The organism is Streptomyces sp. NPDC088252 (assembly GCF_044740965.1).
In the GTDB taxonomy this organism is placed as follows: domain Bacteria; phylum Actinomycetota; class Actinomycetes; order Streptomycetales; family Streptomycetaceae; genus Streptomyces.
Genome location: NZ_JBIURS010000007.1, coordinates 379,208 through 398,277, shown reverse-complemented (window position 1 = coordinate 398,277; position 19,070 = coordinate 379,208). Strand labels below are relative to the sequence as shown.

At 70.5% G+C, this 19,070-nt stretch carries 13 protein-coding genes and 3 pseudogenes; 6 read left to right on the top strand and 10 right to left on the bottom strand.

The window, feature by feature from the left end; translation table 11 throughout:
• Positions 1–90 precede the first annotated feature (90 nt).
• Together ACIOHC_RS17740 and ACIOHC_RS17735 are read left to right on the top strand one after the other, a co-directional pair.
• Positions 91–885 (top strand): integrase, encoded by a 795-nt coding sequence (locus ACIOHC_RS17740; protein ID WP_365690181.1) that lies wholly within the window; start codon positions 91–93, stop codon positions 883–885.
• A gap of 70 nt (positions 886–955) precedes the next feature.
• Positions 956–1,543: a carboxymuconolactone decarboxylase family protein gene (locus ACIOHC_RS17735; protein WP_401843131.1), complete on the top strand. Its 588-nt coding sequence runs from the start codon at positions 956–958 to the stop codon at positions 1,541–1,543.
• Between the two features lie 136 nt (positions 1,544–1,679).
• Here the strand turns inward: ACIOHC_RS17735 and ACIOHC_RS17730 are convergent, their stop codons facing one another.
• A complete protein-coding gene (locus ACIOHC_RS17730) occupies positions 1,680–2,279 on the bottom strand; it encodes a short chain dehydrogenase (RefSeq protein ID WP_351074126.1) in 600 nt (199 codons plus the stop codon).
• 120 nt (positions 2,280–2,399) lie between these two features.
• Between ACIOHC_RS17730 and ACIOHC_RS17725 the strand changes: the two genes are divergently transcribed.
• Positions 2,400–3,266 carry a LysR family transcriptional regulator gene (locus ACIOHC_RS17725; RefSeq protein WP_351074125.1) on the top strand — a complete coding sequence of 289 codons (867 nt, stop codon included), beginning with the start codon at positions 2,400–2,402 and terminating at the stop codon, positions 3,264–3,266.
• A gap of 143 nt (positions 3,267–3,409) precedes the next feature.
• On the opposite strand, the gene ACIOHC_RS17720 is transcribed toward ACIOHC_RS17725, so the two are convergent.
• The 5 genes and pseudogenes from ACIOHC_RS17720 to ACIOHC_RS17700 form a co-directional block, all read right to left on the bottom strand.
• Positions 3,410–4,507 carry a hypothetical protein gene (locus ACIOHC_RS17720; RefSeq protein ID WP_351074124.1) on the bottom strand — a complete coding sequence of 366 codons (1,098 nt, stop codon included), beginning with the start codon at positions 4,505–4,507 and terminating at the stop codon, positions 3,410–3,412.
• Between the two features lie 674 nt (positions 4,508–5,181).
• Positions 5,182–6,983, bottom strand: a pseudogene (locus ACIOHC_RS17715) (flavin-containing monooxygenase); the annotation flags it as partial.
• 939 nt (positions 6,984–7,922) lie between these two features.
• Positions 7,923–8,870: an ATP-dependent DNA ligase gene (locus ACIOHC_RS17710; RefSeq protein WP_351074123.1), complete on the bottom strand. Its 948-nt coding sequence runs from the start codon at positions 8,868–8,870 to the stop codon at positions 7,923–7,925.
• Positions 8,871–8,884: 14 nt separating this feature from the next.
• The gene (locus tag ACIOHC_RS17705) at positions 8,885–9,817 is read right to left on the bottom strand and encodes a Ku protein (protein WP_351074122.1); all 933 of its coding nucleotides are present in this window, start codon (positions 9,815–9,817) and stop codon (positions 8,885–8,887) included.
• Positions 9,818–10,391: 574 nt separating this feature from the next.
• Positions 10,392–10,964: pseudogene (locus tag ACIOHC_RS17700) on the bottom strand (transcriptional regulator); the annotation flags it as partial.
• Positions 10,965–11,055: 91 nt separating this feature from the next.
• Here ACIOHC_RS17700 and ACIOHC_RS17695 point away from each other — a divergent pair.
• The gene (locus tag ACIOHC_RS17695) at positions 11,056–11,763 is read left to right on the top strand and encodes an SDR family oxidoreductase (protein ID WP_365690177.1); all 708 of its coding nucleotides are present in this window, start codon (positions 11,056–11,058) and stop codon (positions 11,761–11,763) included.
• A 349-nt stretch (positions 11,764–12,112) separates the two neighbouring features.
• Here the strand turns inward: ACIOHC_RS17695 and ACIOHC_RS17690 are convergent, their stop codons facing one another.
• Positions 12,113–12,970 carry a serine protease gene (locus ACIOHC_RS17690; protein WP_365690175.1) on the bottom strand — a complete coding sequence of 286 codons (858 nt, stop codon included), beginning with the start codon at positions 12,968–12,970 and terminating at the stop codon, positions 12,113–12,115.
• A 420-nt stretch (positions 12,971–13,390) separates the two neighbouring features.
• Here ACIOHC_RS17690 and ACIOHC_RS17685 point away from each other — a divergent pair, with 420 nt between their 5' ends.
• On the top strand, positions 13,391–14,098 hold the full coding sequence (locus tag ACIOHC_RS17685; protein ID WP_365690174.1) for a hypothetical protein: 708 nt from the start codon (positions 13,391–13,393) through the stop codon (positions 14,096–14,098).
• Between the two features lie 466 nt (positions 14,099–14,564).
• Here the strand turns inward: ACIOHC_RS17685 and ACIOHC_RS17680 are convergent, their stop codons facing one another.
• Positions 14,565–15,080, bottom strand: coding sequence for a MarR family transcriptional regulator (locus ACIOHC_RS17680; protein WP_351074117.1), 516 nt, complete (start codon positions 15,078–15,080; stop codon positions 14,565–14,567).
• Positions 15,081–15,897: 817 nt separating this feature from the next.
• Between ACIOHC_RS17680 and ACIOHC_RS17675 the strand changes: the two are divergent.
• Positions 15,898–16,965: pseudogene (locus ACIOHC_RS17675) on the top strand (MFS transporter); the annotation flags it as partial.
• Positions 16,966–16,979: 14 nt separating this feature from the next.
• Here ACIOHC_RS17675 and ACIOHC_RS17670 read toward each other — a convergent pair.
• The gene (locus ACIOHC_RS17670) at positions 16,980–18,122 is read right to left on the bottom strand and encodes an alpha/beta hydrolase-fold protein (RefSeq protein WP_351074204.1); all 1,143 of its coding nucleotides are present in this window, start codon (positions 18,120–18,122) and stop codon (positions 16,980–16,982) included.
• Positions 18,123–18,328: 206 nt separating this feature from the next.
• On the bottom strand, positions 18,329–18,877 hold the full coding sequence (locus tag ACIOHC_RS17665) for an FABP family protein (protein WP_351074116.1): 549 nt from the start codon (positions 18,875–18,877) through the stop codon (positions 18,329–18,331).
• Between the last annotated feature and the right edge of the window lie 193 nt (positions 18,878–19,070).

The window sequence follows — 19,070 nt, the reverse complement described above, 5'->3', positions numbered from 1 at the left end:
CAATCATGCATGGGGAGCGTGTGTGCGCCCGAGGAGCGTCGGTGCTCGGTGGTGTCGGCGCCCTGACCGACGGGAGGACGGGGACAGGGCATGCGGGTGACGATGACGAGCGCCGCGGCGCGGGCCGGCCGCACGAACGAGGACTTCACCGGCGCCCTGCCGACGGCGGCGGTGCTGATCGACGGCGCCGGCATCCACGGCACCGAATCAGTCTGTCGGCACGGTGTGGCCTGGTACGCCAGTCGCCTGGGAGGCAGCCTCCTCGGCCTCTTGTCACTCGTACGGGACCGCGGCCTGCCGGCGCTGCTGGCCGAGGCCATCGAGCAGGTGACGGACGATCACCGCGGCATCTGCGACGTCACCGACCCCATCAGTCCGTCGGCGACCGTAGCCGTCCTGCGCCTGTCCGACGGCCTCATCGAGTACTTGGTGCTCGGCGACTCGGTCGTCGTGCTCGACAGGGCGGACGGTGCACCGCTCGTCGTCTCGGATCCCCGGGAGGTGATCATCAGCCGGTCGTACCGGTCCGCGCTCCGGGCCACCGCGGCGGGCAGCGAGGAGTACCACCGCGTCCTGCGGAGCCTGCGCGCCCGCCGGAACCAGCCCGGTGGCTTCTGGGTGGCCAAGGACGACCCGCGGGCGGCGGACGAGGCGATCACCGGAAGCTGTCCGGTCTCCGAACTGACCGGCGCTGTCCTGCTCAGCAATGGGGCCGGTCGTGTCGTGGACAGGTACCGGCTCACCGACTGGCCAGGGGTCATGGCCGTCCTGGCGTCGAGCGGACCCGCCGAAGTCATCGATCGTGTCCGGCAGGCGGAGGCTCGCCACGCGGTGGCGGCGGACGATGCGACGATCGCGTACTGTACCGACCTCGGCGAGGCCTGACCGTCGCAGGCGACTTCCGCCCCGGGCTCCTTCGGGTCTCGACGTCGCTCGTCGCACGCCCTTGCCGGAGATGATTTCATGTTCAATAATCAGGCCTGATCGTGAACCTACGCTCATCAGGCACACGCAGGACGAGCGGGGGCCGAGAAGTCCCGTGAAGGAGTCCAGGTTGAGTGGGACGACAGCAGGCCCCGTGAGGAAGCGGGTCTTCGTGGACAAGCAGAGCCCGAAGGCCTACGACGCACTGGTCGAGACGTCCGGCGCGGTCCGTGCGGTCGCCGCGGACGCCGGACTGGACCGCACGCTCGTGGAGCTGATCAACCTCCGCGTGTCACAGATCAACAACTGCGCCTACTGCCTCAACGTGCACACCCGGGCCGCACTGCGTGCGGGCGAGACCACCCAGCGCCTGGGTGTGCTGGCCGCCTGGCGCGACACCGAACTGTTCACGGCACAGGAACGTGCGGCACTCGCCCTGGCCGAGGCGACCACCGAGCCCGCGAACGCTCTCGCACAGGAGAACGCCTACGACGCGGCTCGGCGGACCCTCACCGACGACGAGATCTCCGCGGTGATCTGGGTGGCGATCACCATCAACGCGTTCAACCGGGTCTCCGTCATGAGCAAGCATCCTGTCCGCGGGATCCCCCAGCAGTGATCCGGTGTCGCGGGACCGGGCAACGAGTCGTCCGGCCGCGCGCAAAGGTGCGTCCACGACGAAGCCGCGGTCGACGTAGGACTACTTGCTCGCGGTGAGCTCCGGCGCCGGAACACCGGGCAGTGGCGGCCCGGGGCTACCGCACCCGATAGACCTGTCCCGTCTGCGCGCCCTCGATCGAGCGGACGTACGCCGTCGCCACGCGGTCCGCCGGGACCGCCTCCATACCGGCGAAGAAGGGCGCGTAGACGGGCAGTGATTCCTCGGCCACTGTCGGGCTCACCACGTTGATCCGCTGCGGCGGGAGCTCGATCGCGGCAGCCCGCACGAATGCCTCGACCGCGCCGTTCGCCGCGGACGCTGCCGCCCCGGACACGATCGGTTCCTCGGCGACGACCCCGCTGACCAGAGTGAACGAGCCGGTCGGTGCCACGTGCCGGGCGCCCTGGCGGACCAGCTCCAGCTGGCTCAGTGCCTTGCCGCGGAAGGTCGTCACGATGTCCTCGGCGGTCAGCTCGCCCAGCGGCCTGAAGACGGCGTCGCCCGCCGCGACCGCCACCGCGTCCAGCGGGCCCGCCTCCGTGTACAACCGGGCCAGCGCCTCCGGGTCGGTGACGTCGGCCACCAGGTCGCCGCCCGAGCGGCCCACACCGATCACCTCGTGCCCCCGCGCGACGAGTGCCCGGCGCACCGCACTGCCCAGCGTGCCACCCGCGCCGACCAGAAGAATCCTCATAACCCACCATCCGTTGTTCACCGGGAACGAAATCCGGGTGATCACCCGGGCATCTCCGACGCTACGGACTGACGGCCCGGCTCGGAAATGCCATCTGGGCAGGGTCTATGCTCCACAGGCATGGATGATGTGGAGCTGCGCCATCTCAGGGCCCTGGACGCGTTGGCCGAAGCGGGTACCGTCACCGCCGCGGCAGCCCGACTGCACATGACACAGCCCGCTCTCTCCCGCACGCTCGCCCAGCTCGAGGCGCGCGTCGGCGTGCGGCTCGTCGACCGCTCCTCCCGGCACCTGGCCCTCACCCCCGCCGGGACGACCCTGCTCGGGCACGGGCGCGCGATCCTCGCCCACCTGGACGCGGCTCTCGCCGACACCCGGGCAGTCTCCCGCCCCCTGCGCATCGGCTACACCTGCGCGGTGCTCGGGCACCAGACCGTCCCGCTGCTCCGCTCGTGGCGCCGGATGTACCCGCATGTCCCGCTCGACGTGGTCCGGCAGGACGACAGCACCGCGGGCCTCGCCACCGGTGACACCGACATGGCGGTGCTCCGCACCATCCCGGCCGACCCGCGCATCCGCACCGAAGCCCTCTACAGAGAGGGCCGGGTCGCCGCCCTGCCCGACGATCACCCGCTCGCCGACCGGGACCGGGTGCTGCTGGCCGAACTCACCATCCGCCCGGACCTCCCGCTGGCGCTGTGGCCCGACACCGGCACTGCCTCGCCGGACCTGTGGCCCCCGGATCGGCGTCCGACCCGGACGGTCGAGGTGGGCAATGTGGACGAGTGGCTGAACCTGATCGCCACCGGTGGTGCGTTCGGACTGGGCGCGGCGGGCACGGCGGAGAGTCACGGCCATCCGGGCGTCCGCTTCGTCCCTGTCTCCGACGCCCCCGCCACCACGGTCTACCTCGCCCGCCCCGCACATCCCACGCATCCGCGGACGGAGGACTTCCGCGCGGCGGTGAGAGAAGTGGTGAGCTCCTGAAGCCGCCCCGGGAGCACCGTGCGGCAGGTCGGCCGAATCCGTTCCGCGGGGCATCGGGCAGCCGCTGACACCGGATGCCGGAGCCGCCCCGCCCCGGTCACAGCCCGGGTGCCGGGCGAAGGCGTGCGGGGCCGGATCGTCGGTCAGCGGGCCGGGCTGCGTCGTACGACCTTCCCCGCACCGTCCGCGTCGAGTGACGCTGCCCCGTTGGGTCCGGTCACGGTGACGCGGATGGTGAGGGGGCCGCCGAGATGGTCGGCGGTGAGTTGCCAGGTCCGTGGGGAGCGGACGCCGAGGGTCGTCGTGGCCTCCCGGACCAGGGCGGGGATACGGTCGTAGGGCAGGGAGCGCAGGTCGAACTGCGGGGCGGCGGTGCCGGTGGGGGTGAACACCACTGACATGAGCCGTTCCTGGAGGACGACGGTGATGGCCTGCGGTGCGTCCTTTCCCCTGGTCAAGGACGCGACTGCGCGCCGCAGTTCGCCCTCGTCGAGCAGGGACTGGTCCGGGCCGAGGGCGACCGTCCCTGATACCTCCGTGGACGTGACCGTGGTGGACGACGACGATGAGGAGACGGAAGGCTTGGCCGAGGCGGGCGGCTGCCCGGAGCCGTCCGGGCCGAACAGGTCCCCGTGGAAAAGCAGGACGACCGTAGCGGCGCCGAGCAGCAGGCCGATGAGGAAGACGGTACCGAACGCACAGCCCTCGGGAGGCTGTTGCACCACGGCGGACTCGGGGGCGGAGTCGATGCGGGCGTCGGCCGCACGGCTCTCCCACTCCGGTGTCGGCCGGGTGACGATCCGAACCCGCCACGGCCGGTCCGGCGGGTACTGGACCACGAGGACGCCGCGCGGCCGGTAGTCGGGAAGGTCGACCAGGTTGATGCTCTGGGTGATCTCTGCGCGGAACGCCGGTGCGTCGTCCGGCGCGACCGTGAGGACGAAGTGGATCGGCACGTCACCTGTTTCGCTCGAACCCGCGCGCAGGTTCTCGATCATCGCGAGAGCCGTGCGCGGCGCGACGGCCGCCTCGCGGGCACGCCTCGGCACGCCCGCCAGAAAGAGGAGCACGCCGTACACCACGGGCAGTCCCAGGCCCGTGACGAGCAGGGGGACGTTCTCGATGACGATGCCGACGACCAGGGCGGCCGGCGTCACCCCGGTCACACCGCCGGTCAGGAATCCGCGCACGAGGGCGACCGGACCGTTGTGCGTGGGCGCCGTATCCGTGGCGATCGTCATGCGGTTGATTGTGTCGCGCCCGGGTGACCGCTGGAAGGCTGTCCGCCAACCATTCATGGTCGAGCGCTCCGTCGGCGACACACCGGTGCCCCCGGTCGCGGTGCCACTCGGGTACGGGCAGTCGGCCGCATTCGCGTCGGCCTTGCGGAGTCCGCAGGGCCGCGCGCCTCTCGCGGTACCACGCTCAGTCGTTGCCCCGCGACGGGGTGAGCCGCAGCACCGTGCCCTCCCCGTCGGCCGAGAGCAGCAACGTGCCGTCGGGCGCGACGGTGAGGCCGGCGAAGCGGCGCGCCGAGCCGGGCAGGCCGCCCGCGAAGAGGGCGGGCCGAACCGGTGGGCGAACTCCAGGGGGCAGTCCGACAGGCAACTCCTCGGCTTCGACGCGCGGTTCGCCCGTCATGGGCGAGACGGCGAGGAGTCTGCGTCCTGCGGTGTCGACGGTGAACAGTTCGCCGTCCAACACCGCGAGCCCCTCCGGCGCGCCGAGCCCCTCGGCGACGACGACCGCGCCGTCCTCGCCGAGCCGGGACACCGATTCCGTTGGAACCCCACAGCCGGTTGGGCGGGTTGAGGCGGCGGGTCTTCCAGCGACCACTGGTGGTCCGCGCCCGGCCGGTCGCGTCGAAGCGGTTGGGGAACGCGCTCACCACGTCCCCGCCCGCCTCTTCGTCGTCCTGCTTCCCGACGAGCACGTCGCTCGGACCGCCTTTCTCGCGCCAGTTCCGGAGCAGTTCGTGGAAGGCGACCGGGCCGTCGCCGTAGGCCTGGCTCCGCTCCCTGGGCCGGCCCTCGTTGTTGTAGTAGCCGGGGGTGCACTCGGCGTGGAACGCGTACAGATCGGCGGCCTTGCGTCGAATCGTGGCCACCCACGCGTCCTGGGCCTCGACGGTCGGTTCGACGTACCTCGCCCGGCGTTCGCGGGCCTGCGCCACGACCTCGGCGATGTGTGTGGCCTGCTCGTCGAGGACGTGGACGAAGTTGACGGCGCTGACGTTCTGCAGCGACCCCATGTGGAACAGATTCGGGAAGCCATGACTGTAGAACCCGTGCAGGGTGCTGGGTCCGTCCTTCCAGGAGTCGAGAAGGCTCGCGCCGCCGCGTCCGTACACGGGCAGCTTGCCCGACATCACGCCGGAGACGCCGGTCTCGAAGCCGGTCGCGAAGATGATGCAGTCGACCTCGTACGCGGTGTCGCCGACCACGACGGCCCGGTCCGTGATGCGTTCGACGCCGTGGGTGTCGGCGGTGTCGACGAGAGTGACATCGGGCCGGTTGAAAGTCTGCAGGTAGGTGTCGCTGAACGTGGGACGCTTGCACATGTAGCGGTACCAGGGCTTGAGCTTCTCCGCGGTGGCCGCGTCCGTGACGATGCTGTCGACGCGGCCGCGCAGCTCGTTCATCTTCTGGAAGTCGGCTGTCTCGTAGGCCCGTTCGCGTTCCTCGGCCGGGATGTGCGCGTAGCTGTTGGTGGGGATCATCTTCTCCTGGAGCCGGGCGCTGCTGGTCCAGGCGTCGTTCACGAGGTCCTCCACCACGCGTGCTCCGGTGACGGTCTCAAGGAAGCTCTCCATGCGGCGCCGCTGCCAGCCAGGAGTCAGGGACTGGGCCCAGTCGGGGTCGGTGGGCCGGTTGCCGCGCACATCGACGGTGGACGGGGTGCGCTGGAACACGTACAGATGCTGGGCGTCGGCGCCGAGGTGCGGGACGACCTGGATGGCGGTCGCGCGGGTCCCGATCAGGGCGACGCGTTTGTCCGCGAGTTTGTGCAGTCCGCCGTCGGCGCCCCCACCGGTGTACGCGTAGTCCCAGCGGCTGGTGTGGAAGGTGTGGCCGCGGTACGTCTCGATGCCCGGGATGCCGGGGAGCTTGGCCTGGCTGAGGGTGCCGGTGGCGACGACCACGTGGCGGGCCCTGATCCGGTCGCCGCGGTCGGTGGCGACGAACCACTCCGCTCCTTCCTCGTCCCAGCGCAGTTCGGTCACCCGGGTGCGGAAACAGGCGTCGTCGTGGAGCTGGAAGCGGCGCGCGATCGCCCGCGCGTGCTGCCTGATCTCCTCGCCCGGGGCGTACTTCCACGCCGGGACGTACCCCACCTCTTCGAGCAGGGGAATGTGGACGTACGACTCGATGTCGCAGTGGATGCCCGGATAGCGGTTCCAGTACCAGGTGCCGCCGAAGTCGGCGCCCTTCTCGATCAGGCGGACCGAGTCGACGCCCGCCTGGCGCAGCCGGGCTCCGGCGAGCAGTCCGCCGAAGCCGCCGCCGATGATCAGGGCCGTCACCCGGTCGTCGAGCGGCTCCCGCGTCGACTCGCCGTCGGCGTAGGGGTCTTCGTCGAACCGGTCGAACTCACCCTCGGGGCGCCGTACTGTCCGCTGCCCTCCGGGCGAATGCGCCGGTCCCGTTCGGTGCGGTACCGGGCACGCAGTTCGTCGAGGTCGAAGCCGAGCTCCTGCGGGGCGTGGGGGGTGGGCATGGGTCTCCTGTGGGTGTGGGGCGGGGTCGGGGTCCTTCGTTCGGATCACGCCGGGCTCGTCTGCTCCGGTGCCATGCCTCGCCGCGTTGTCGCCGGTCGGCGCGTCCCCTCGTCCGCCTTGCGATCCGTGCGGGTTACGGGGCAGCCCTCTGCGGCGAACGGTGACCGGTGCGAGAAACAGGCCGACGACGGCATCGGCAAGGGTGCCGGCGGTGTGGGTCCAGGACGCGTGGCGGGTGGCAGCGCCGTCGGCGAGTGCGCGCTCCCGCTCGGCGCAGGTCTGGAGGATGAGGTGACGCGCCATGTCGGCGCGCTCGGCGCGGACGTGGAGGGGTACTGCGGTGATGCGGGTGGCGAGTCCCTCCAACGTCCTTCGCAGGGAGGGTCGTTCGATTGCCTCGTCGATGGCGATCGCGCGCAGTACGGGGTCGGCCATGGCCTGGACGGCGAAGCGGCCGTGCCACGACGGGACGCCGAGTTCCGCCAGGTGCTCGCAGGACGGGCGGACGAGGCAGCCGACCGACCTGCGGCACATGGGTGGGGCGGATCACGACAAAGCCGTGCGCCGCCCCCTTCCGCCGAGCCGGACGGAAGGCAGCTGCATCACATTCCGGTCCGGCGGTCGGCCACCAAGCGTGTCTCATAGACGACGATCACCAGTTGCGCACGATCGCGAGCATGGAGCCTGGCCGGTAGCCGCCCGATACGCGTCGTGATCGTGGCGGGACTCAGCCGCGGGGCTCCACAGGTTCCGCTTCCGGGAGGGCACGAGCGATCGGCCCGAAGGCCCCCGGCTGACGATCCGGTCGGCCGAAGCGGCCCGGGAACATGGCGAAACCGAGCCGGGAGGAGGCGGCTTCGGCCGTGACCGGGCCCGACATCGGTCTGTGCCGGATCGGCAGTCCGCAGACACGCCTGGCCCCGCAGGCCATGTCGTGTTCATGCGGTGTCGTCAGGGGCGAGGTCGGGTCGCAGCCGGTGCCAGGTGGGGTGCCGGAGCAGGCCTGCCTTGGTGCGGGTCGTGTAGCGCACCTCGCCGACGAGGCGCGGGAGTACCCATCGTGCCCCGGCCACCGCAGGCGGGGTGTCGAAGGGGCAGTCGTCGATGGCGGCGGTCCGGAGAAGTGCTGCCAGTGCGGTGCGTTCCCTGTCGCTCCATCCCGTGCCGACGCTGCCGATGTATCGCAGACCGTGCTGGTGCTGCTCTCCCACCAGCAGGGCGCCGGGCAGGCCGGTGAGCCTGCCGCGGCCGGGCAGCCATCCGCCGACGATCACGTCGATGGTGCGGACATGCCGGATCTTGATCCACGCGTGGGAGCGAACACCGGGCTCGTAGCGGGAGGTGAGACGCTTCGCGACCAAACCCTCCAGACCCGCGGCCCGGGTCGTCTCCAGGGCTTGCGCGCCGCGCCCGACGACCGCCGTTGGAGTGGACCACTGGTCCCCGTCCAGGCCCAGATCCTCCAGTACGGTGCGGCGCTCGGTGTACGGCAGCCGGATCAGACTGGACCTCCCCAAGTGGAGGGCGTCGAACAGGACCAGGTGGGCGGGCACGGACCGGGCCATGCGGGCCGCTTTCGCCGGGGATCCGGCAAGCCCCATCCGGGACTGGAGCCGCTCGAAATCGCTCCGTCCCTCGGAATCGAGCGCGACGATCTCTCCGTCCAGGACCGCAGGGCCGCCGAGGGCGGATCCCAGGTCCCTGAGCTCTGGGTATGCGCCGGTGATGTCCGCCCCGGACCGGGCCCGCAAGGTGACGGTGCCATCGCCCGGAAGGTAGATCACGGCCCGCTGACCGTCGTGCTTCACCTCGAACGCCCACCGGTCGTCCTCGACCGGCAGGCTGCCGGGGGTGGCGAGCATGGGATCGATCCGGGGCAACAGCATGGGCCGATTCGGGTTCAGGAGGCACTGCGCTTCGGCGCGGCGGCCTTCCGGGCCGTGGTCTTCCTCTTCGTCGCGGTCTTCTTCGCGGCGGTCTTCGTGGCCGGTGCGGTCTTCTTCACAGGCGTCTTCCTGCGGGGCCGCATCTCGTGCACCGTCGCTTCCTCGCCGCGTGATTTCCTGGCGGCCTCGACCGAGGCGTTCAGGGCAGCCATCAGGTCCACGACCTTCCCGGCCTTCGGTTCCTCTCCCTCGGCCGGCCGCGGTGATTCCTTGCCCTCCGCCTTCGCCTCGATCAGTTCCTCCAGGGCGTCGCGGTACTGGTCGCGGAATCCGGAGATGTCGTCGAGGGCCATGGTGTCGGTGAGCTGGACGGCCCGTTCGATCTCGTCCTCGTCCAGACCGGTGACCTTGGGAGCGAGGGATTCGGGACTGCGGATCTCGTCCGGCCACCGCATGCTGTGCAGCACGATCGCCCCCTCCCGTACCCGCAGAAGTCCGAGGCGCTCGCGGTTGTGCCAGGCGAACTTCGCGACGGCGACCTTGTCGGAGCGCTCCAGGGCCTTGCGGAGCAAGGTGTAGGGCTTGGCGGCTACCTGTCCGTCGATCGCGAGGTAGTAGCTGTCGCTGATCCGGATCGGGTCGATGCTGTCCGCGTCGACGAACGCCACGATCTCGATCGCCTTCGCCGTGGGCAGCGGCATCTCATCCAGCTCTTCATCGGTGACGGGGACGGTCTCGTCCCGGGTGAGCTCGTAGCCCCTGCCGATCTCTTCCTGCGGGACGACTTCGCCGTCCAGTTCACAGACCTTGCGGGTACGGACCCGGCCCATGTCCTTCAGATGGACCTGGTGGAACCGGACCGAGCGGTCCTCGGTCGCGGACACGACCTTGATCGGGATCGTGACCAGGCCGAAGCTGATGGCACCGGTCCACAAGGGCCGCGGCATGTCCACCTCCAGGCCCCCCTGGCAGCGTGGGAAGGGAAGCGGACCGGAGCGCCCGAGGAAGGGGACCGGCCCCGTTCGGGGCCGGGGCGCGACCGGACCACTGCCCGTACCCCGATCGTCACGCCGGTCTCGCTCGCGCGCATCTGGATCAGACACTGCCGACCCCGCACATGCCGACCGCCTACCCCAAGAGCGGCTCGCAATGGCGGCTCGGAGCGGTGCGTGACGACCTCCGGCGTCGCTGTTCTGCTTCGCGTTGCTCCGGCCGAGTGCACGCGATGTCGTTGTGCGAGCCGATGAGGCCCACGTTCTCGCAGGCGCGGCCCTGGGCGCGTTCAACACGCTTCTCCGGGACCTCGGCGACGTAGGGCAGTCTCCCGCCAGGCGCCACGGGCATGAGCGACCGGAATCGGCCGCTGCCGCTTGTCGGCACGAAACCGCGTCCAACCCGATGAATGACAAACCGAGCACGGTATTCGGCGTGTCCGACGACACGGCTGGAAGCAGGTGGCACATGGGCCGCGCAGGACACCGGCGCGGGCGACGGCCTCGGTGTGATGGCGCCTTCGAAGCGCTACCCGGCGAGTGTCTGGGTGCCCAGGACGGAAAGGAGCTCAAGTCGTTCGGCGTCCTGGCTACCGGGCTCGGCCGTGTAGATCATGATGCGCAGGTCGCTGCCCGCGACGCTGAGCACGTCGCAGTCCAGCGTCACGACGCCCACCTGTGGGTGATCCACGGTCTTGCGGGACGCCTCGTGACGACCCACGGCTCCGCAGTCCCACAGATCGGCGAACCGCTCGCTGTTCGCCCGCAATTCGGCGATCAGGTGCCGCAACCGCTGGTCCTCCGGATACCGGCTCGCTGCCGAGCGCAGGTCGGCCACCACCGCGGTCTCCATCGCGAGCCGGGACTGCGATGTGTGGCGGACGCGGCCGCCGGGGCCGAGGAAGGCGCGCCACGCGCCGTTGCGCTCCCGACGTTGCCTCTCGCCCATCAGCGCCGTGTACAACGGGTTGGCCAGCAGCAGCGTCCACGACGCGTCGGAGACCGCGACGGGCGTACCGGTGAGCCGGTCCAGCATCCGGTGCACGCTCGGCGTGATGTACGCCGGCCCCGTGCCCTGCCCCGGCGGTACGAGCCCGGCCACGTGGCCGCCCCACGCGGATCTTCCTGGTACCGGCAGTCCCAGGAAGAAGGGGCTGCTGGCAGATTCCCACCGCCCGCCGCAGCCTGGAGGCATGACTACGACACTGATCACCGGGGCCAACAAGGGCCTCGGTTTCGAGACCGCCCGCCGCCTGACCGCCGCGGGCCACATCGTCTACGTCGGCAGCCGGGACATCGAACGCGGCCGCCGCGCCGCGGAACGGCTGGGCGCGCGGATCGTCCAGCTCGACGTCACCGACGACGCGTCCGTTCAGGCCGCGGCCAAAAGCATCGAGGCCGATGGAGGGCTGGACGTACTGATCAACAACGCGGGTATCGAGAGCCTCGACGCCGACAACAACGTGATCGGTGCCGCGGACGTGACCGCCGACGTGATGCGGCACCTGTTCGAGACGAACGTCTTCGGCACGGTGCGCGTCACCCACGCGTTCCTCCCGCTGCTGCGGCGTTCCATCGCCCCGGTGGTGGTCAACGTCAGCAGTGGCCTGGCTTCCCTGACCCGCGTCACCGACGCGGACGCTCCGGCGTACGCCTACCCGGGCGTCGCCTACCCGGCGTCGAAGACAGCGGTCAACATGATCACCGTGCAGTACGCGAAGGCGTTTCCGGGCATGCGGATCAATGCCGTGGAGCCTGGCTTCACCAAGACCGACCTGAACGGCAACACCGGCGTCCAGACCGTCGAACAGGGCGCCGAGATCATCGTCCGCATGGCCCAGGTGGGACCCGACGGCCCCACCGGTGGCTACTTCGACGAAGCGGGCCCCCTCCCTTGGTAGGAACAATCCGGACTTGAAGGATCCCGGTCAGTCGCGAGGAGCGCTTCGCGTAGCGTGTCCTCCCCCTGGAAGCCCTCTGCCACGGCTTCCGAGGAAGCGCGAGAGTCGGCCCCTCGGCAGGCGCGCCGACCCGGGGCCTCCGGGTCGGAACCCGCGACGAAGCCCTCACCGCGGGCAACTGCCCCTCCGCGTCCGTTCTGGAGTGGACGCCGCACCACCTCGTCCCCGCCGAACCGGCCGCCGAACTCCCGGTCGCCCTCGGATGATCGGTCCGCCGGTCTTCATCCGACCGACCAGGACATCGCGATATGGCTCGGCCAGAGGTCCGGCGGCCTCCCGGCGTGCGGTTTCAGGCCGCTTCGGCCGGGTCAGCGGCCTCGGTCGGAATGACGTGCGAGAGGCCGTGAGAAGCGAGCGGTTCTCGGAACACCTTCCAGATGGCCGGGTCGGCCAGGTTCGTGAACAGCCCCTGGCAGGTGTTCGTTTCTCCGGTCACCAGGCCGTACACGACAGCCTTGCCGGATGCGCCCGGATCGAACAGGGGCCCTCCGCTGTCGCCGGGCGCAACCCGCGACTGTGCGGTTCCGGCGCAGATGAACTGCTTGTCCCACGTCCCTCCTTCAGTGTCGAACTTCGTGACGGGAAGCGTCGCTTCGCGCAGGCGTGACGGCTTGTCCGGTTCGGCGAGGTCGGTACGCCCCCAGCCGGCGGCGCGCAGGAGACGCCCCGCCCGCAATTTCGTTCGCAATGCGGGAAGGGCCGCGGTCGCCTGGTCGGCGGGACGGTCGAGCACGATGAGACCGAGGTCCGTGTTCGTCAGTGTCGAGAACTCGGGGTGGCTGTGGACGGCGAAGTGATCATCGGTCACCACCGTTCCTCCGGGTGCACTGGAATCAGCCCGCCCCAGGACGAGCCGGATCTCGACCTTGCCCTGTTCGGCGAACTTGGCACAGTGCGCCGCCGTGGCGACGACCCGGCTGTCGATGAGCGCCCCGCCGCAGAAGTGCGACCAGGCGCCGTCGTCGCCCTGTTCCTCGATCTGCACGACGAAGGGCCGTTTGCCGTCCGCGACCGGCTCTCCGCCGACGATCGCCGACGCGGACGGCGTGGCGGTACACAGGTTCCGAACGCACCGGAACTCGCGAGGGCGGCGGCCGTCCGTCGGCTCATTGGCTTGCGCAAGAGTGCACTCCCTTTCGTCTGCCACCGGGTACGGCCCCGGCGGGCTCGTGCGGGGTACGGCACTTGGCCGTCGATTCCGGCCCCGATCTTGGGCTCGGCGGCCCTCCGGCCGGTCTCGACCGCGCGTCAGGCACGTCAAGGCATCCACTCAGTCGTGTAACAGCCCTGCGGCGGCAGTCATGAGCGGCCGCATCCGGACGGAGGCGTACCGAGGGACGAGCCGGGTACGAATCACGGCCGATCAGCGCACGGCCCCGTGGTCCGACGGTGCGCCGGGAACGTACTGATCCGGCAGTTGTCCGTTCTGCCCCGGGTTCCGGTGCAGTGGCGCCGGACGCGAGTTCGGGGAGCGGAGCGCCCGACTCCCGCGGTCGGACGTCGCTGCCCCAGGCACTCGTGTGAACCTTGCGGACTCCGGGCAACGGCCGGGTGCGAAGATTCCGTTGTGCTGGATGCCGTAGACGCGGTGGACTGGGGCGCCATACCGGGCCCTCCCGACTGGTATGTACCTGCTCGTGCCGCCCACGGCCTGCGTGCCCTGGCCGACGCGGCGAACCCGATACAGGCGGCGGAAGCCGGCTCGATGCTCGGCGGCGGCGGAATCGTCCATGGCCACAGTGCCGCGGTGTTTCCAGCGGCGGCGGTCGCGGCGCCTCTGCTCCTGGACATCGCCCAGCAGGGGCGCCCGACGGTACGGGACACCGCGTTGGGGCTGCTCGACGAGGCCCTGTCGTGCTATCCCCACGCCGGGTACACACGGGTGGTGACGCCGTACGGCACGGCGGTCCCGATCTGTTGCGCCGTCGCGCACCAACTACGGGCCCGCTCCGAATTCCTCACCGGACTGGGCAGGAGCGGCAAGTCCCTGCTCACCGAAGCGGCCGGGCACTGGTGCTTCGAGATCAGCGAGTGCGTTGCCGAGGACGGCGGCACGGCAGCCTTCGGGACCCTGGGCGGCTCCATCCCGGAGGGCGTGCACACGGCGGAGCTCCAACTCGCCGGGGAGCTCACCGTACTGGACGCGATCACCCTCGAACACCCGCCCGGGGAAGGGTCCCTCGAAGCATGTCTGCGGGTGATCGGACGGCAACCGGGCGAACTGCCACCCGGCTCGTTGCTGTTTGCCACGGATTGCTGCGAACGCGTGCACTGACCGGCTCCTCCGGCTCAAGGAGCATGACCCGGATACGCCAGAAATCCGCCACGGGACGGTCGGCGATCTCCGTGCAGGCGAGGCCGTCGGCCGGTCCCAGCGCGATCGGCCGACGTGTCCGCCGGGTGAGCCCGCCTCGCGGCATCGCGATCTCCTCGGGACCCCTCGCCACAGCCCTCACCTCTCACCCATTGCAATGATCGAACAGCCACGTGCCGGGCTCGGAGAGGTCGTACAAGGCACCCAACGCGACCCGGTGGAACACAGACCCGCCCGGACTCCGAGATCATCCCGTGGCGGGTTTGCGGCGTATCGGGTCATGCCCCCTCAAGGGCCGCCCGGCGCGGGGACGGCCGTCATGGCACGGCCGGACGCATCCGGCACATGAAGACACCCCCGAAGGCAGCGCCGGTTTCGCGCACCGATCCCACGGCCGGCCAGGACCTGACCGCCCGCTATCCATTGGTCAGTCTGCGGCGGTCGGATTCTCGGCCCGGCCCGCGCGCGACCACGTGAGCCCCTCCAGTTGTTCGATGCTCTGGTTGAACTCGACCAACAGCGTGAGGAACTGCTCGGTTCGCTGGTCCGCCCAGCCCGAGGCTTCGATGAGGCGCGTGGTCCCGGCGCGACTCACGGCACGGTCGGCCTCCAGACGTTCCAGGCCGAGCGCGGTGGGACGGAACTTGCGGGCCATTCCTCCCTCGGGATCGGGGATCCGCTCCACCAGGCCGTTGCGGAGCATGGCGCTGACCTGGCGGTTGATGGTGGACACGCCGACCTGGAAGGTGTGTGCCAGCTCCTTGAGCGTGAGCGGTTCACCGACCTCCAGCCGGGTGAGCAGAACGTAGGCCGAGCGTTCCAGGCTCTGGCCGATGCGGGGGCCTCGCGCGGCGATGAAATGCCGGGACAGCAAGGTCAGCTCACGCTCCAGATCACTCAGCCGGCGCTCTCGCCCACTCAGCCCTCGCTCTTGCTCACTCATGTCCTTGGTCCTCTTCCACCGTCGGTTCCCGCTCATCATCGCGCATGCCCCCGCGCTCCCGAGCCAAGACCACCGGGGTTTGTGCATTGTGCACATGATGCGTACAGCGCACATCGTATGCACAATGCTCAGCAAACCCTGTGCGCCCGACCCTCCCGACGCACCAGAGGCATGGAGCCCCACATGAGCGCAGATCAGCCCGACGCCGGATCCGCCGGCGCGCATCCGACCGCACGGACCTGCCCCTTCGACCCGTGCGCCGGGCTCGCCCGGCCACGCACCCGCGGTGCAGGTTCGACGTCTTCGTAGCGGGTGATCGTCCGGGGCCGCGCTTCTTCCGGAGCCTGAGTACCCGGTGGTCCCGGGCGGTGACCCGGCGCACGGGACGCGCTGCGACGCGGACGGCCGGGCCGCGGCCCGGCGTCCAGACGTGCAGCGGCGTGGCTGCCGCCACCAGATGCTCAGCAGGTACTCGAACTCCGGACACACGCCGACGAGTGGGCCCGCTCCGCCACCGAGCTGCCGGACGGCGGACAAGTGCTGCCCCGTCCCCCTCCTCTGCACAGACCGGGGGCCGCACGAGACGGTCGCGCACGGCGTGGTCACGCCGGAGGCGGAGTTCGACTCCATGGCCTCGGCCCCGATCCGGACCGCTTCACCGGCGTCCACAGGGTGAATGGCCGCACCATCGCCGTCCTCGCCCGGAACGCCCCGGAGAAAGCACCGCGCCTGCACCGAAGGCCGCTCACCGGCCCCACCCGCGCCGTGCCCGCTGCCGGTGCGCCCGCGCCCCGGTGAACCCACCCGTTTCATGCCCATGCGCGCCCCACGGGCGCCGATTCGTTCAAGGAGCTCTTCGTTGTCGGACTCGTCCACCCGCACGCCGGGACCCGGTGCGGTCACCGCCGTGATCGCACTGAGCGGCGTCGTGGTGTCGCTCATGCAGACCCTCGTCGTACCGATCATCCCGCAACTACCACACCTGCTGGACGCCGAGCCGTCCGACGCGTCCTGGGTGATCACCGCCACGCTCCTCGCGGCAGCCGTGGTGACACCCATCTCCGGACGCCTCGGCGACATGTTCGGCAAACGCAAGATCCTCATCGCCAGCCTGGTCGCGCTCGTCGTGGGCTCCGTGGTGTGTGCCCTGACCGACAGCCTGATCCCGGTGATCACCGGACGGGTGCTGCAGGGCCTGGCCACCGGAGTCATCCCCGTGGGCATCAGCATCCTGCGCGACGAACTGCCCGCCGCACGCGTGGGCGGCGCCGTGTCACTGGTCAGCGCGACCCTCGGGGTCGGTGGTGCGATCGGCCTCCCCGTCGCCGCCGCCATCGTCCAGTACGCCGACTGGCACGTCCTGTTCCGGCTCGCGGCCGGGCTGGGACTGGTGTGCCTCACGCTGGTGGTCTTCCTCCTGCCCGAATCCCCCAACCAGGCACCCGGACGATTCGACACCCCGGGCGCGATCGGGCTCGCGGCCGGACTCGTGTGCTTGCTGCTGCCGGTCACCAAGGGCGGCGACTGGGGCTGGACGAGCGCCACCACCCTCGGGCTGTTCGCGGGCGGCGCCGTGATCCTGGCGCTCTGGGCGGTCTACGAGACGCGCGTGTCCCAGCCGCTGGTGGACCTTCGGGTCACCGTTCGGCGGCCCGTACTGTTCACCAACCTGGCCTCCGTGCTCGTCGGCTTCGCCATGTACGCGATGTCGCTGACCCTGCCGCAGTTGCTCCGGTCTCCCGAAGCCACCGGTTACGGGCTCGGGCAGTCCACACTCGCGGCAGGTCTCGCACTGGCGCCGGGCGGCCTGGTCATGATGGCCCTGTCACCCGTCTCCGCCCGCATCACCGCCCGGCGCGGTGCCCGTACCGCGCTTCTCACCGGCCCGGCCCCCGTCGATCAGATGCCCTTCGCGCGAGCGCCCCCGCCCTGGTAGGGCGCCAGTTCTGCCGTCAGCCAGCGGAAGACCTGCGGCACCTGGCGTTTCCACAGTCCGATGGTGTGCGGCCCGCTCACCTCGGCCACCGCCACCCGTGTCGGGAACACCGCGGCCCGCCGCAGTGCGAGGCCGTCACGGTAGCCGTCGTTGAGCCCACCCGAGAGGTACAGCGCGACGGGCGGCGGGGTGATGGCGTGGCGCAGAATCCACAGCGGGTTGTTGACGCGCCGCAACTTCGGGTCCCGGGCCGTGAGGGAGACCCGTTCGGCGGCCGGGTCGTTGTAGCCGGAAAGACCCACTGCGGCCCGGTAGCGGTCGGGGTGGGCGAGCGCCATCTTCACGGCGCAGTGCGCCCCGGCCGAGAACCCGGCCACCGCCCAGCCGCTCGCACGGCTCTGCGCGCGGAAGGTGTCGGTCACCATCTGCCGGACGTCCACGCTCAGCCAGGACTCGGCGTCCACGACACCCGGCACATTGGCGCACCCGGTGTCCTGGCCCGCCAGCAGGTTGGTCCGCGGCTCCACGAGGATGAACGGGGCGACCCGCCCGCTCCGCATCCCGGACTCCAGCTGCGACTGCACCCGCAGGCTGCCGAACCAGGCCTTCGCCGATCCGGGGAAACCGCCCAGGAGCTCGACCACGGGAAACTTGCGGTGCCGGAAGGCCGGTTGGCCGTACTGCGGCGGCAGCCATACGTAGACCTCGCCGCGCACCCCCGACACCCGGCCGTTCAGCTGGGTGACGCGAACGCCGCGGCCCATCCGGGCATCGTGCGTCAGGCTGAAGTCCTGGACGACCTTCGGCTCGTTCGCCAGGCGCCCGTGCTCCCCGAGCCCGTCGCGCCCGAGGCTCGGCGCGGCGACGATGTGGTGGCCGGTGCCGAGCAGATCGGCCCAGCTGTCGTAGAGGCCGTTGGTGTTGTTGACCATCACGAAGACGCTCAGCACCGCCGCCGCCTGCGCGGAGACGACCATCACAAGGCGGGCCGTGCCGCGCACCACGGCGGGACCGCGCACCCGGCCCCACAACAGCAGGGGCAACAGCACGGTGACCACGACCAGCGCGATCGTGGCCAGGAAGAACGGTGTCCCCGTCAGGCTCATCACGCCTGGGAGGATGCCCTGCACGCCACAATGGTTTACCCGCTTTTCCACCTTTTTACGTCGGACGCGAAACCTGGGAACGCCATGTTGACGCCGGGCGCCATCGATACGGGGCCCGCAGGCGCGGTGGTCCTGGGGTCCTCCGTTCGGATCGGAACGGATCGGCGCCGGGGCACGAGCCCGGCACGATCCCGACGAGAGACCCCTTAGCTGCCACCTCCGCGTCGAAGCCGCGCCGACAGGTGGTGCTGCAGCGGCTGACCGACCGCAGCGAGGTCGTGGACGAAGTCGAGCGTGTCCTCGTCCGTCAGCGTGTAGCGGCGGCGGGTGGCATCGACCTCCTTCGCGGTGGGAGCGAGAGCCACCTGATGGGAGCCGAGGTCGACCAGGCCGTCGCCCGCGTGGCCGACCAGGATTTCCGCGACGCCGGTGGGCTGGGTGATCAGTGCTTCCACGCGCGCCTCGGGCTGCAGCCGCCACCAGCCGCTCTCCCGCGCCGACGGCCGCACCGGCGTACCGTCCGGGCCGAGCAGCCAGGATCGCGCCTCGTAGCGGAGGAACGGCCGGCCGTCATGACTGAAGGTGACCTCCTGCGCATAGACGAATTCTTCGGCGAGCGTCGGGTACCCGCCTCGGCCGCGGCCGACCCAGGTGCCGAGGAACCCGATCAGCGGTGCGAGCAGTGGGTGCGGCACGGGTGCTTCGTCCGGCCGAAGGGCGTCGGGGTACGGATGCTTCTGAACGGGACCGAACATGAGGTGCGCTCCTGAGTCTGGGCCGGTATCAGGCGGAAGCCTAAGGTTTTTCGTCCGCGGCGGTTGCCGACGGACACGAGCACCCCTCAAGGGCCACCTTCAGTCGCCTCAACCCCCTCGCGTCTCACCGATGAGAATGCTTTTCGTTGTGGAAACGTACATCCGGGCATCCACGCTCAAGGGGGGCTTCCTT